The 13,958-nt window shown below is 45.7% G+C and carries 12 protein-coding genes; 5 read left to right on the top strand and 7 right to left on the bottom strand.

Going from position 1 to position 13,958, the window contains the following annotated elements:
- Positions 1-225: 225 nt before the first annotated feature.
- The 4 genes from L2717_RS04795 to L2717_RS04810 all read right to left on the bottom strand — a co-directional run bounded on the left by L2717_RS04795 (position 226) and on the right by L2717_RS04810 (position 5,906).
- Positions 226-3,375, bottom strand: a complete 3,150-nt coding sequence (locus L2717_RS04795) for an efflux RND transporter permease subunit (RefSeq protein WP_220772106.1) — start codon at positions 3,373-3,375, stop codon at positions 226-228.
- Positions 3,376-3,384: 9 nt separating this feature from the next.
- On the bottom strand, positions 3,385-4,914 hold the full coding sequence (locus L2717_RS04800) for an efflux RND transporter periplasmic adaptor subunit (protein WP_220772108.1): 1,530 nt from the start codon (positions 4,912-4,914) through the stop codon (positions 3,385-3,387).
- A gap of 21 nt (positions 4,915-4,935) precedes the next feature.
- On the bottom strand, positions 4,936-5,196 hold the full coding sequence (locus L2717_RS04805; RefSeq protein WP_220772110.1) for a heavy metal-binding domain-containing protein: 261 nt from the start codon (positions 5,194-5,196) through the stop codon (positions 4,936-4,938).
- Positions 5,197-5,465: 269 nt separating this feature from the next.
- A complete protein-coding gene (locus tag L2717_RS04810) occupies positions 5,466-5,906 on the bottom strand; it encodes a hypothetical protein (protein WP_246611714.1) in 441 nt (146 codons plus the stop codon).
- Between the two features lie 478 nt (positions 5,907-6,384).
- Between L2717_RS04810 and L2717_RS04815 the strand changes: the two genes are divergently transcribed.
- Positions 6,385-6,948, top strand: a complete 564-nt coding sequence (locus L2717_RS04815) for a NapC/NirT family cytochrome c (RefSeq protein ID WP_248937997.1) — start codon at positions 6,385-6,387, stop codon at positions 6,946-6,948.
- 77 nt (positions 6,949-7,025) lie between these two features.
- On the opposite strand, the gene L2717_RS04820 is transcribed toward L2717_RS04815, so the two are convergent.
- Together L2717_RS04820 and rsmD are read right to left on the bottom strand one after the other, a co-directional pair.
- On the bottom strand, positions 7,026-7,310 hold the full coding sequence (locus tag L2717_RS04820; RefSeq protein ID WP_220774410.1) for a DUF1145 domain-containing protein: 285 nt from the start codon (positions 7,308-7,310) through the stop codon (positions 7,026-7,028).
- Positions 7,285-7,938: a 16S rRNA (guanine(966)-N(2))-methyltransferase RsmD gene (gene rsmD, locus L2717_RS04825; RefSeq protein WP_220774411.1), complete on the bottom strand. Its 654-nt coding sequence runs from the start codon at positions 7,936-7,938 to the stop codon at positions 7,285-7,287. The genes L2717_RS04820 and rsmD overlap by 26 nt, the downstream gene beginning before the upstream one ends.
- Before the next feature lie 214 nt (positions 7,939-8,152).
- Here rsmD and ftsY point away from each other — a divergent pair, with 214 nt between their 5' ends.
- The 4 genes from ftsY to rpoH all read left to right on the top strand — a co-directional run bounded on the left by ftsY (position 8,153) and on the right by rpoH (position 12,459).
- Positions 8,153-9,685 (top strand): signal recognition particle-docking protein FtsY, encoded by a 1,533-nt coding sequence (gene ftsY / locus L2717_RS04830; protein WP_220774412.1) that lies wholly within the window; start codon positions 8,153-8,155, stop codon positions 9,683-9,685.
- A 3-nt stretch (positions 9,686-9,688) separates the two neighbouring features.
- Positions 9,689-10,405, top strand: coding sequence for a cell division ATP-binding protein FtsE (gene ftsE / locus L2717_RS04835; RefSeq protein WP_220774413.1), 717 nt, complete (start codon positions 9,689-9,691; stop codon positions 10,403-10,405).
- Positions 10,402-11,367: a permease-like cell division protein FtsX gene (ftsX, locus tag L2717_RS04840; protein WP_220774414.1), complete on the top strand. Its 966-nt coding sequence runs from the start codon at positions 10,402-10,404 to the stop codon at positions 11,365-11,367. The genes ftsE and ftsX overlap by 4 nt, the downstream gene beginning before the upstream one ends.
- Before the next feature lie 234 nt (positions 11,368-11,601).
- Entirely contained in the window at positions 11,602-12,459 is an 858-nt protein-coding gene (gene rpoH / locus L2717_RS04845; RefSeq protein WP_076497255.1) for an RNA polymerase sigma factor RpoH, read from the top strand.
- Between the two features lie 86 nt (positions 12,460-12,545).
- On the opposite strand, the gene menE is transcribed toward rpoH, so the two are convergent.
- Positions 12,546-13,958 carry an o-succinylbenzoate--CoA ligase gene (gene menE / locus L2717_RS04850; protein ID WP_220774415.1) on the bottom strand — a complete coding sequence of 471 codons (1,413 nt, stop codon included), beginning with the start codon at positions 13,956-13,958 and terminating at the stop codon, positions 12,546-12,548.

Consider the following 13,958-nt stretch of genomic DNA (forward strand, 5'->3'; position numbering starts at 1 on the left):
GTTGAGTCAATCCTGTGGTGCGCTGCGTTAATGGTACACATAAGCGTTATAAACTTAGAGGCTTATTTTATTGAGAGTGATTTATAGCGCTATTGCTCATGTGATCTAAAGCGGGCGTTAAGGTTAATCCTTGTATGAGTAGAGTGAGCTAAGTTTTCGTTTTGTAGAATAAAAAATCCCCTCAATCGCAATCGACTGAAGGGATTTTGTGGATTGCGATTGTGGTTAGCTTAAGTGCGCAGCATCTTTCTTTAGCTTGCGCGAGTAAATCAGTAGATAGAGTGCGGGCAGTACAAACAGTGACAATAATGGTGCCGTCACCATGCCGCCAACCATAGGCGCAGCGATTTTTTGCATCACATCGTTACCTGAACCAGCGCCCCACATAATGGGTAATAGACCAAAGAAGATGGTTGCGACTGTCATCGCTTTGGGGCGAATACGCATCACCGCACCTTCAATTAAAGCTTCTTTTAAATCGCTAACACTGTGGTAAATATCTTTTTCTTGCCTGTGTTTGATGGCGTTATTGAGATACACCAACATCACTACCCCAAACTCGGCGGCAACACCCGCTAAGGCAATCATACCCACGGCAACAGCCACTGAGATGTTGTAATCGAGTAGATACAATAACCAAGTGCTACCAACCAGCGCGAAGGGCAGACTGAGCATGATAATACTCGCCTGAATGGTGGAGCCGAATGTCATCATTAACAGGATAAAAATAACCGCTAATGCCATAGGGATGACCTGTTTGAGTTTAGCATCGACCCTTTGCATATATTCGTACTGGCCCGCAAAGCTATAGCTGTAACGGGATGGGACTATCAGCTCTGCATCTAAAGCAGCTTTAGCAGTGGCGATATACTCACCGATTGAAGTGCCTTCGATATCGATAAACACCCAAGAGATTAAGCGACCATTTTCACTTTCTAACATAGGTGCGCCATCGGTGATCTCGATATCGGCCAAGTTACGCAGTGGCAGATAATGCCCCGACTTAGTGATGACGGGCAGCTCACGGAGTTTCTCTATGTTGTCGCGTAGCTCGCGGGGATAGCGCAGATTGATAGGATAACGCTCTGCACCCTGTACCGACTCGCCAATATCCATACCGCCAATGGCGTAACGCACCACATCTTGAATATCTTGCAAAGTCATACCGTAACGCGCGGCAACGTCCAGTTTGGGGCTGATGTCGATATAGCGTCCTCCGCCACTACGTTCAGCATAGGCCGATTTGGTGTGCGGCACCTTGCTAAGAATCGCTTCAATTTGAATCCCTATTCTTTGCAGCTCGCTGACATCCGCACCTGTGATCTGAATGCCGACGGGGGTTTTTATCCCTGTTGAGAGCATGTCGATACGCGTTTTGATGGGCTGCACCCAAGCATTGGTCAGTCCCGGCACTTTTACTGTTTGTTGCAACTGAGCAATGATGCCATTTAAGGTTATGCCTTCACGCCATTCGTCATGGGGTTTGAGCATGATAGTGGTTTCAAGCATCGTCAGCGGCGCGGGATCGGTGGCGGTTTCGGCGCGGCCGACCTTACCAAACACGCGGGCTACTTCGGGCACGGTTTTAATCAAGCGGTCGGTTTGCTGCAAGACCTCGGCGGCTTTACTGGCGCTGATGCCGGGCATTGCCGTTGGCATGTAGAGTAAATCTCCCTCTTCAAGAGCTGGCATAAACTCACTGCCCATCCTGGTCATGGGATACCAAGCACTGGCTAGCGCGACTAACGCTAACATTAAGGTGACTTTAGGGAATTTAAGCACCAGTTTGAGTGACGGCTCATAAAGTGCAATCAAAAAACGACTGATGGGATTACTGCGTTCGTTGGGGATTTTTCCGCGAATAAAGTAGCCCATCAAAATTGGTACTAAGGTGATTGATAAAAAGGCCGCCGCTGCCATGGCGAAGGTTTTAGTGTAGGCCAATGGCGCGAATAATCGACCTTCCTGCGCTTCTAGTGCAAATACCGGAACAAAGCTTAAGGTAATAATAATCAATGAGAAAAATAGCGCTGGCCCGACTTCAATAGAGGCTTCGGTGACGATACGCCAATGCTCTTTGGTATCTGGCTCGCGATCATGATCTGCTTTGAAATGTTCTAAATGCTTGTGTAGGTTTTCGATCATCACAATCGCACCATCTACTACTGCGCCAATAGCAATAGCGATGCCGCCAAGACTCATGATATTGGCGTTAACGCCCATCTTATTCATCACGATAAAGGCGATAAGGATGGATAGCGGCAGGGTGATCACCGCCACGAGCGTTGAGCGCGCATGCAGTAAAAATAGTAAACAAACTAAGCCGACTACCAACATTTCTTCGATGACTTTGCTAAATAGGTTGTCGACAGATTTAAGAATTAAGTGGGATCTGTCATAGGTAGGGATTATCTCAACGCCATCGGGCAGGCCTGCTTTGAGTTCTTCAAGTTTCACTTTCACCGCTTCAATCGTGGCTAAAGCATTTTCGCCGTAGCGCATTACCACAATGCCGCCTACGACTTCGCCTTCGCCATCAAGTTCGGCAATACCGCGGCGCGAGGCAGGACCTTTACGCACAGTGGCAACATCTTTGAGCGTTAAACCTGTACCAGAAGGGCTGGTGATACCAAGGGGGATTTCGCGAAAATCCTCCAAGGTTTGGCGATAGCCTTTGGCGCGCACCATGTATTCGGCTTCGGCCATTTCGATTACAGAGCCGCCAGCTTCGCTGTTGGATCTATCTATGGCTTGTTTAATGCTGGCGATATCGAGCTTATAAATCGCCATTTTATCGGGCTCTAACACTATCTGATAGGTTTGCTCCATGCCACCTACGGTGGCGACTTCAGACACGCCCGCTACGCTTTGTAGCTCTAATTTAAGATACCAATCCTGCAGACTTTTGAGTTGCGATAAATCTAAATTGCCAGAGCGATCGACCAGCGCATATTCAAACACCCAACCCACGCCAGATGCATCGGGACCGAGGGAGGGTTGCACGTTTTGTGGTAAACGGCTGCTGATCTGGCTCAAGTATTCGAGCACCCGTGAGCGTGCCCAGTATATGTCGGTGCCATCTTCAAAAATTACATATACGTAGGAGTCGCCGAACATGGAATAGCCACGTACAGTTTTGGCACCGGGCACGGCTAACATGGCGGTTGATAAGGGATAAGTGACTTGTTCCTCTACTAATTTTGGCGCTTGACCCGGATAAGGGGTTTTAATAATCACTTGCACGTCGGATAAATCCGGCAGTGCATCGAGCGGCGTTTTACGCAGCTCCTGTACGCCCCAAACCGTGATCATGATGGCGATAATCAGCACCATAAATCGCTGCCTGATTGACGCCTCGATAATATATTTCAACATAATGCGCTCCTAGTGCTGATGACCGCTGCTTAAACGCATTAAACTGCCTTTCAGGCTAGCCTCTGAGTCGAGTAAAAATTGCCCCGAAATCACTACTCGTTCACCTTCATTCAAGCCCGAAATAATTTCCGCTTTGCCTTGGCTCATCATGCCTACCGTGACTTTTTTAGCGGTAAAGCTGTCATCGGCTTGTTTGACGATTACGCGATTTTCTTTACCCGTTTGGATTAAGGCTTCTTGCGGGATCACCAGTACATTTTTATGTGGCCCGCCGAATAGCGAGACCTTCGTGAGGGTTTTGGGTCTTAAATCTACCTTGGTATTGTTGAGCACTACCCGTACTCGCAGGCTGCGAGTGACTGGGTCTAGCTCGGGATAGATGTAATCGATAGTGCCTTCGATACCGCTAATATTCATGGCCGGAACGGCAATTTCGGCTTTTTGTCCTTTGGCAATCCAGCTTTGCTCATTCTCGAATACGTCAGCAATCACCCAAACTTTAGAGAGATCCACCACAGACATCACCTCGGTCGAAGGCTGAATGTACATGCCATCACGCACATCGAGCGCCTTGACGATCCCCTCCTGCCGTGCATAAAAAGGTACGCGATATTGTGTTTGTTTTGACTCGGTGAGTTGATTGATTTGTTTATCGTTAAGCCCAAGGAAAGATAATCGTAAAGCCGCATTACGAACCAGATCTTTATAGCGACCCTGCCCGTTCGCTTTAGCGGTATCTAGGGCGAGTAGGTAATCGTTTTGCGCATTGATTAAATCGGGAGAGTAGATCTCATAAAGTAGCTGATCTTTCTTAATGGTATCGCCGACTGACTTGATCATCAGCTTTTCAATCCAGCCAGTAACGCGGGCATGAATATGGGTAATTTGGCTTTCGTCGTAGTCTACTTGACCAACGGTTTCGACAAATTTCCACAATGTATCGCGTTCCACTTTTGCAACTTTAAGTGCCAGCGCTTGTTGCATACTGCCAGAAACATTGATGTTGATTTCTTGGGTATTACCACCGGTTTCGACTTTCTCTAAATTCATGCCGCAGATAGGACAAGTGCCGGGCACATCACTAATGATGTGGGCATGCATAGGGCAAACGTACTTGATTATTGCCACGTTATTTGGTGCATCGACCAAGCTGTCGGCTTTCGGCACTGAAGTATCGAATACCTGAGTCGAAGCCTTGGCGGCCGAGGTTTGTCCATGTTCAGAGGTCTGGTGATCTGCGGCTTGATGCTCTGTATATTCAGCTGCAGGAACTGCGGTATCGAGTTTTTCTACTAAAAACATATTGCACTGAGGGCAGCGGCCAGGTTCATGGCTAATGACTTCAGAGTGCATCGGGCAAGTGTAGGTTTTTACTTGAGTTATAACGTTCGCCTGTTCATGGTTGTTAGCTTGGTGTGCAGCAGTTTTATCTGTACTTGCAAGTTGTGCATGACTCAACCAAGGCGTACTAATAAGTAAGCTACTCAATAGTAGTACGGCCTTAGGGGCTTGTTTTTTTACGTTGTTAAATGGATTCATATGCCTCATCTCCAGCCTAGCCTAGTGGTGTTCGTGCGCGTTGTGCAGCGTACCTTCAGCATGTTTTACTTCCGTCGCTTTTGGCTCTAAGTCCATGCCACATTTAGGGCAAGTGTCCTCTTTGCTGCCTGTCACTTCAGGGTGCATAGGGCAAATATAGGTTTGCGCTTGTTGCTGTGGATTTGCATTATCGTGCTGATGTTCGTGCGGGGCAGTTGCCGCAAACACACTGGTTCTGGTCAGCAAGTATGTGATTAAGGCGAGATTGATTAGTGTTTTCATATTGTTTACTCCATCGGATTAACGGCCGAATATTGAGCGCATAAACGTCTGTGAGCACAGTGGAACAAAGCGGTTCGCTTCGATAGACGCATTGATGCCACAACTTGGCATTCGACTCAGTACGCAACGTTTTGCTAGGCTCGGGTGCACGATTTAACGATAAGGCACCACAATAAACGGCTAAATTTGACGTTAGTTTAGGACTAACTGAATTGTCGTTTTAGCTTGGCTTCTTTAAAGGCGATTTGCCCATTAAGCGTAAAGTAGGCTTAGGCTATCGGTGGTTTAAAGGCCGAAGACAAAGAGATAGAGTGGAAATGAGGCATAGGAGTGGCCATTGCGGTATCGCTCATGCTCACACTTGGCCAGAGGTGTGGGCTGAATAGAGTGCCAGCAACTGAAATCGTTAAACAATGCCCACAATCATTTGAACATGATGTGGTGCCATCACAGCAATGCTGTTTCGCGCCGGGAAGCATTGTATCGTTGCAGCAATCCGCGTTGGCCATTGAATGTGAGTCAGAACTGTTCTCTGTGTTCATCGGCATCACTGTGGTGTGGTGCATTTCTTGGGGGGAAACATCATGATCCATCGCACTCATACCCATAGTGTGCGGCACCATTGCGTGACCATTAGACACAACAGTTTGCCCGACGAGTGCGAGTAAAGTGAATATGACTAAAAAGTAACGGCTGAGTGTGTGATGCATAAGTATCCCAGATGATGAACGGCTCGATTCTAGCATAGCGATATTATTCTGTAATGGGTTAGTTCACGTTTTAGAATAACCAATAGATTTTCATTCTCAATAGACCCTTCACAGCAGTTAATTATTCATGCTTGTCTCTGTATTAATCTAATCCTATGCGCTCAGTAAGCGTGTCACAGATCACATTTAAGAATTCTGCAAATAAGATTTAACTTAAGTGCATTTAATTCGAATATTAATCATTAAAATAGAGCCCCGTGTTTTATTTCGATTAGATGAATGTGAATCACCATGTATTACGCCTTTTGTTAGAAGGTTTTAGCTGGTTACAGCGGTGATAGTTAGATCTAGGTCTCATTTTACGCTTTTAAACGTCATTCAATGATTAGATTTTGGCTTAGAATCAAATTTCTAATAAATGGAAAAATATAAACTAGACTTATAAAAACTAAATTTATCAATTTCGGAGAGTAGAGTGATGAACTGGCGTGCACTATTTAAACCTAGCGCGAAATATTCAATCATAGCATTACTGGCCGTGGGTATTGTTGTTGGAGTTGTGGGCTACTTTGCCACCCAAACGACCTTACACGCTACCAGCCAAGATGCATTTTGTATGAGCTGCCATAGCCAACACTCATTGAAAGATGAGGTTATGTCATCTCCCCATGGTAACAACCGTGCGGGTATTGTGGTTCAGTGTCAGCAATGTCACATCGCACAGGAACCATTTCAATATCTGAAGAAAAAAATCATCGTCTCTAAAGACGTGATTGGTTTCTTAATGATAGATAACTTTAATACTCAAGCTTGGTTAGATGAAAACCGTAAAGAACAAGCTGAACTCGCACGTGATTATTTACGTTCGATAGATTCTTCAACTTGTCAAAATTGTCATAATCGTATTTATGAAAACCAATCAGAAAATATGAGTAAAATGGCCGTAAGAATGCATAGCAATAACTTTAAAAAAGCGCCAGAAGATAGAAAAACTTGTATCGACTGTCATAAAGGTGTGGCTCATCCTTATCCTAAAGGATAAGTTTTAGCATAAGGTTGCCTGTGCTGCCGCCATAAAAAAACCCTCTTCTGAGGGTTTTTTGTTATTTGGAATATCGGTTAAATCGCTTGAGCCATTGCTTGTTGTCGATAGGTGAGCAAACTAAAAATCCCAAAGATAAAGACCTGTAAATAATCTTGCTTCGTTAATGGCAGCAAGGTTTTAAACAACATATGGAAGATAGCAACCTGAAAGCAATGCATCATGCAGGTAATACCGAGCAGGATATTCAAAACAATCGCAACATTACCTTCAAATGGGGCAACTAAGTTATAGGCCATCATCAGCCACGCAATAAGCGTGAAGGCTTTACCTAAGCTAATCAACAAGGGCATGGTTTTCATCTTCTCTAGGCTCAGCCGTATTTGCGGCTTGATGTTGATATAAGCGATAACTGACTTGTCCTGTATGTTTTTCTTTTAGGGTTTGCCAGCAAGAGGGTATCGCCAGTTGTGTTAATTCTGATTCGACTTCAACATAAATTAATGCGCCATCATTGAGCCAGCCTTGGGTGTCGAGCAGTTGAGTCGTCTTTTCTGCCAATCCCTTGCGAAATGGCGGGTCGATAAACACTAGGTCAAAACCTTGATCGCAGCCTTGTTGTAACACCATTAATGTGTCGGCGTTGAGCACTTCGGCCTTATCGCATTTAAGGGTTTGAAGATTTTCTTTTAATTGCAAAGCTGCGCCGCGTTGTAACTCGATAATTTTAGCGTAACTTGCATAACGAGATAGAGCTTCGAGTGCTAATGCGCCGCTCCCGCCAAAACAGTCGAGCACGCGAGCATTAACAACACTATTGGCTAACCAGTTAAAAAGCGTTTCGCGCACTCTATCTGGTGTTGGTCTTAAGCCATCGAGATCCTGAATAGGTAAGCGACGCGAACGCCATTGCCCGCCAATGATCCGCACCTGACCACTACCAAGCTGACTTTTAATCGGTTGATTTTTTATCGAACGATGATTGACCAAAACGCCCCCGTGATTTTGCCTGAAGAAAGAAAGTGGTAGACTATGCCACCTTAATAAAGACCACTATTTTATATCAAAGTCTCACCAAAAGGTGAGAAGGCTGAGTGAGCTTAGCTAATTGCCGACTTTTTGGGCGTAATTTCCGAGGCAATCTGGTATAACATCAGGGTCTTATTCAAAAATTCAACACTGAAGTAGAGCGCTGGAATCACACATGGCAAAGAAAGGTTTTTTCTCTTGGTTTCGTAAAGATAAGTCACAAGATGAGGTCGTCGCTGAAACTCCAGTTGTTACGCCAACACCAGACTCTGAAATAGCACCGTCTGTAGAACAGGAACAAGCAGAGCTACAACGTTTAGCTGCTGAGGCTCAAGCGACAGCGGCAGATTTGGCTGCCATACAGTTAGGGGCTGAACAACTTGCTGCTGATAAGCTAGCCGCAGAGCAATTAGCGCAAACTAAGGCTGAGGCTGAGCGCATTGCCGACGAGCAAGCGCAAATTGAAGCCGAATGTATAGCAGATCAACAAGCTGAAGTTGCACGTCTGGCTGCTGCGCAGTTAGAGGCTAAACAACTTGCTGCTGAGAAGCTAGCCGCAGAGCAATTAGCGCAAACTAAGGCTGAGGCTGAGCGCATTGGCTACGAACAAGCGCAAATTGAAGCCGAGCGTATAGCGGATCAAGCCGCGCTTGTCGCAGCGGAAGAAGCTGAACATGCTCGCGTTGCTGCTGAATTAGCCATAGAACAACTCGCTGCTGAGCAAACCGCTGAGCTTAATGCTGAATTACAACCAGAGCCGCAGGCTAGACCAGTTAAAGAAGGCTTGTTTGCTCGCCTGAAGCGCGGCTTAATGCGTACCAGCGAGAATATTGGTAGCGGCTTTATCGGACTATTTCGCGGTAAAAAAATTGATGATGATCTGTTTGAAGAACTCGAAGAACAGTTATTAATTGCCGATGTTGGCGTTGAAACCACTACGCGTCTTATTAAGAATTTGACTGAGCATGCATCACGTAAACAACTAAAAGATGCCGAAGCTTTATATGAGTTATTGCGCGATGAATTGCAAAAAACACTTGATCCTGTCGCCATTCCGCTAGTGCCAGATAATGCCAACGGGCCATTTGTTATTTTAATGGTGGGTGTTAATGGTGTGGGTAAAACGACTACCATCGGTAAAATGGCCAAACAGTACCAGAGCCAAGGTAAATCGGTGATGTTAGCTGCGGGTGATACTTTCCGTGCTGCCGCGGTTGAGCAGCTACAAGTTTGGGGGCAGCGCAACGACATTACCGTGATTGCCCAGCATACGGGCGCTGATAGTGCTTCGGTATTATTTGATGCCTTACAAGCCGCCAAAGCGCGTAAAGTAGATGTATTGATTGCCGACACCGCGGGTCGTTTGCAAAATAAAGCGCATCTAATGGAGGAATTGAAAAAAGTTGTGCGAGTAATGAAAAAGCTCGACCCCGATACACCACATGAGGTCATGCTGACATTGGATGCCAGCACAGGACAAAATGCGATTAGCCAAGCGCAATTATTCCAAGAAGCTGTTGGGGTAACGGGTATTACAATCAGTAAGTTAGATGGAACGGCTAAGGGCGGTGTTGTGTTTGCGATTGCCGACAAGTTTAATATCCCCATCCGTTATATCGGTGTTGGTGAGCAAATTGATGATTTGCGCCCCTTTAATTCGAAAGAATTTATCGAAGCCTTGTTCACCCAAGAAAAAGTGGATAGCTAATTTATGATTGATTTTCAGCAGGTCAGTAAGATTTATCCTGGCGGCCAAATGGCGCTGGAAGATGTGAATTTTCATCTACAACAGGGTGAAATGGCATTTTTAACCGGCCACTCGGGTGCGGGTAAGAGTACGCTGTTGAAATTAATCACGGTTATTGAGCGCGCGACCACTGGTCGCGTGGCGATTAATGGCTTCGACATTGCCAAGTTAAGCGCTAAGCATGTGCCGTATTTACGCCGTAATATCGGCATGATTTTTCAAAACCATCATCTGTTAATGGATCGAAGTGTTTTTGATAATGTCGCTTTGCCGCTGGTAATTGAAGGTTTCTCCCATGGTGAGATCCGTAAGCGTGTGGCTGGCGCCCTCGACATGGTGGGGCTATATGGCAAAGAGCGTCATAACCCAGTTATGTTGTCAGGCGGCGAACAGCAACGTGTCGGCATTGCCCGTGCGATTGTGAATAAACCGCTTTTACTACTCGCCGACGAGCCAACGGGTAACTTAGATCCCAAGCTATCGATGGATATTTTACGCTTATTTGAAACCTTTAATGATGCAGGCACTAGCGTGCTCATCGCCACCCACGATTTGGGATTAATCGCGCGGATGAAATATCGCACTTTTACGCTTAAACAGGGGCGTATGTTGGACACGCAAGAGCTACATCACAGCGTGCACGCGCGTAGTACACCGCTCAATAGAGGTGAAGGCCAATGAGCAATAGCGCAAAATTAACCCGTAGTAAACTACCCTTTTCGGGGCGGTTTGTAATGTTTTTTATTCGTCATGCGCAGCAAGCGATGGCGAGTTTGGGTGAGCTCTGGCGTAATCCAATATCTTCTGTGATGACGATGGCTGTACTCGGTGTGAGTTTGAGTTTACCGGCAGCCTTACAAGTATTAGTCAAAAATGCGGAAACCATCACTAGCTCGTGGAATAGTGCTGCTGAGATCTCCTTGTTTATTGATGATAATCGCAGTGACCAAACAATCCAGAGTTTGTTGACGCGTATTGGTACTTATTCTGAAGTTGATAAAGTGCTGTATATCGATAAAAACCAAGCTTTAGAGGAGTTTCAACGCCTGTCAGGGTTTGGTGAAGCCTTGGCCTATTTGGATCAAAACCCCTTACCGGCCGTGATAACCGTGACACCGACTAAGCGTTATTCAACGCCAGCGGGGGCGAGAGAGTTATTAACTAAACTAGAACGGGAACCTGAGATTAGTTTTGGCCGTTTAGATATTGAATGGTTAGAGCGTTTACAAGCTGTGGTTCGTCTGCTCGAGCGGACTGTGATGGCCATTGCGGCTCTCCTCATATTGGCTGTGGTATTAGTGATTGGCAATACTATCCGTCTTGCGATTATGAATCGACGTAGCGAAATCGAAGTCATGAAATTAGTCGGCGCAACCGAAGCTTTTATCCAGCGTCCCTTCCTTTATACGGGTATTTGGTATGGGGTGATTGGTGGTATATTAGCTTGGCTTATCATTAACTTATTAGTGTGGTATCTCGATTCGGCGTTGGCAGAATTGCTAGGGTTGTACGGTAGTCAGCTTGAGATGAAATCACTGACGTTTACTGAGCTATTACAGTTAGTCGGTCTAGCATCGTTTTTAGGTTGGTTGGGTTCGTATCTATCGGTTCGTCAACATATACGCGCTATTGAGCCGTCGTAATCACTAACCTGTGAAGTTAAAAAATAGCGAAAAAGTCACTAAAAAAATCCATAGTGATGAACTTTTTTTCACTTGATATGTCTATTTTAACGAGTTAAAAAGGCTATCGGTAAACGCGCTAAGGTTGACATAGTCTGTCAATTAGCCGATAGTTCATCAGCTTATTCTTGTGGTGTTTTGTTAACAAACCCAAGAATACACTCGTAAGTAGTCTGATAAAATGTAGGAGAGCGAATGACCTTTCAAACGCAATCAATGGCACTGACTGTCCCACAGGGCGCCAGTAGTCTAGAAGCTTATATCAATTCAGTGACTAGCATCAGCATGCTGGATGCTGAGGCTGAGTATGAGTTAGCCAAGCGTTTGCAGGAAACAGGCGATCTGCAGGCGGCGAAGCAACTGATTATGTCGCACTTACGTTTTGTTGTGCATGTCGCAAAAGGCTACTCAGGCTACGGTCTGCCACAGGCTGACTTGATCCAAGAAGGCAACATAGGTTTGATGAAAGCGGTTAAACGCTTCGATCCTGATGTTGGCGTGCGACTGGTGTCTTTTGCTGTGCACTGGATCAAAGCTGAAATACATGAATATGTGCTGAAAAACTGGCGCATTGTTAAAGTTGCCACCACTAAAGCGCAACGTAAGTTATTCTTTAATATCCGTAAAGCGAAAACTCGCTTAGGTTGGTTCAGCGATGCTGAAGTCAGCATGGTAGCTGAAAATCTCGGTGTTTCTAAAGCTGACGTGACCGAAATGGAATCACGTATGGCGGCGCAGGATCCTGCATTTGATTTGACTAATGATCAAGATGAGGAGCATGACTTTGCTCCTGTGCATTATCTAGAAGATCATTCGTCAGATTTAGCGGAGAATATTGAAAACGACAACTGGGAATCCGATTCTCAAGGTCGTTTATTATCGGCGATTAAAACCTTAGATGAGCGTAGCCAACATATTCTGCGCGCTCGTTGGTTAGATGATAATAAAACGACACTGCAAGAACTGGCAGAAACCTATCAAGTGTCGGCTGAACGTATTCGCCAACTTGAGAAAAATGCCATGAATAAACTAAAAGCGTGTATGGAAATCTAAGTCGCATCACTTATTAAGCGAAGTGATTTCAACCATAAAAAACCTGCTACGGCAGGTTTTTTTATGTCTGAAATTCGTGTTAAAAATTAGCCTTGAATAAGGCTAGCAATCAGTGATTTTCGGTTCACTTTCAGCCCTGTCTGCTCACTACTTTCTGGCCATGGGTAATAGTGTCTTGGACGTTTGAAACGGGCGATTTTATCGGCGAGGAATAATTCGAGTTCGCTGGTTATCGCCTCAGGCTGACGGGCTAAACTACCGCGAATAATGGCGGCTGGAAGGTGACCAAATTTGTCGTCAGGGATAGCGAAAACGATAGCATCGTCTATTTGTGGGTGCAGCTTAAGCGCGGCTTCAATTTCTTCTGGCTGGATATTTTCGCCACCGCTGATAAACATATTATCGACGCGGCCGAGGATGCGTAGATTACCATTTTCATTCCATTCACCCCTGTCTTTGGTATAAAACCAGCTATCTTGATCAACGCACGCTTGTATTCCATCGGGAGTGAGATAGCCCATAAATAGGCAAGCGCCGCGCACCCAAATAACACCGTCTTTGATTTTAAGTTCACGTTTCGGGAGTAATTTGCCACTGCTGCCGTCGCTTAAGGCGGGACCCGTGGTGATTTGTGAGCCCATTTCTGTCATGCCGTAACTGGTGTAGCTGGCAATATTACGCTGCTTAAGTTGCGTGAGTAAGTCGAGTGAGACGGCGCCGCCACCGAGTAATAAGGCTTTGATGCTTTTAAGCTTGCTACTGGTGTCGGTTAATAGTTTATTCAGCTGTGCAGGAACCAGAGAGAGATGGCTTAGTTTATCTTGGTCAATCTGTTGGCTTAGAGTTAGTGCGTGATCTGGCATGACAACACAAGCGCCGACTAAGGCGCAGCGATTTAATATTGCCAGACCACCAATGTGGAATAAGGGGAGTGATAGTAACCAAGCATCACCTTGTTCTAGCGCGATTAAGCTGCGAGCACCCTCAGCGTTGGCAATATGGTTCGCCAGGCGATGAACAGCCGCTTTGGGAAAGCCACTGGAGCCAGAGGTTAAAATCACATTGGCAGGACGTGACACATCGATAGGTTGAGGTAAGTCATTGCTAACGCATTCAAAATCTAAGTCTAGTAGACGACAGTGTTGTAACTCAGTATTTTCCTTACTCCAAAAATAGCCTATCCGATGTTCATCGATTAAACCTTGGATCTGCGTTAGGGGGAAGCGTGGCGAGATAGGGAAAAAGATTGCCCCGATATCAATACAGGCCCAGTAGAGGCAAATCATCTCCATACTATTACTGGCAACGCAAGCGAGGGATTGGCCTTGGCTGATACCCACAGCACTTAACTGCTGATTAAGTGCGATAACGCGCTGGCTTAATTCAGAGTAACTAGTGTATTGTCCTGCTCGCTTGATGGCCGTTTGCTGTGGAAACGCAAGCGCAGCTTGGTGTACAGGTGACAATATTAGTGGTGGCGATAGGTGGGTATTTGGCAA

Source organism: Shewanella glacialipiscicola (assembly GCF_023283485.1).
In the GTDB taxonomy this organism is placed as follows: Bacteria; Pseudomonadota; Gammaproteobacteria; order Enterobacterales; family Shewanellaceae; genus Shewanella; species Shewanella glacialipiscicola.

What these genes read in the sequence shown, in the direction of transcription:
- ftsX (WP_220774414.1), top strand. Translation starts at nt 10,402, where the DNA reads ATGAGCAATAGCGCAAAATTAACCCGTAGTAAACTACCCTTTTCGGGG.
- L2717_RS04810 (WP_246611714.1), bottom strand. Translation starts at nt 5,906, where the DNA reads ATGCATCACACACTCAGCCGTTACTTTTTAGTCATATTCACTTTACTC.
- rpoH (WP_076497255.1), top strand. Translation starts at nt 11,602, where the DNA reads ATGACCTTTCAAACGCAATCAATGGCACTGACTGTCCCACAGGGCGCC.
- L2717_RS04815 (WP_248937997.1), top strand. Translation starts at nt 6,385, where the DNA reads ATGAACTGGCGTGCACTATTTAAACCTAGCGCGAAATATTCAATCATA.
- L2717_RS04795 (WP_220772106.1), bottom strand. Translation starts at nt 3,375, where the DNA reads ATGTTGAAATATATTATCGAGGCGTCAATCAGGCAGCGATTTATGGTG.
- L2717_RS04805 (WP_220772110.1), bottom strand. Translation starts at nt 5,196, where the DNA reads ATGAAAACACTAATCAATCTCGCCTTAATCACATACTTGCTGACCAGA.
- L2717_RS04800 (WP_220772108.1), bottom strand. Translation starts at nt 4,914, where the DNA reads ATGAATCCATTTAACAACGTAAAAAAACAAGCCCCTAAGGCCGTACTA.
- L2717_RS04820 (WP_220774410.1), bottom strand. Translation starts at nt 7,310, where the DNA reads ATGAAAACCATGCCCTTGTTGATTAGCTTAGGTAAAGCCTTCACGCTT.
- ftsY (WP_220774412.1), top strand. Translation starts at nt 8,153, where the DNA reads ATGGCAAAGAAAGGTTTTTTCTCTTGGTTTCGTAAAGATAAGTCACAA.
- ftsE (WP_220774413.1), top strand. Translation starts at nt 9,689, where the DNA reads ATGATTGATTTTCAGCAGGTCAGTAAGATTTATCCTGGCGGCCAAATG.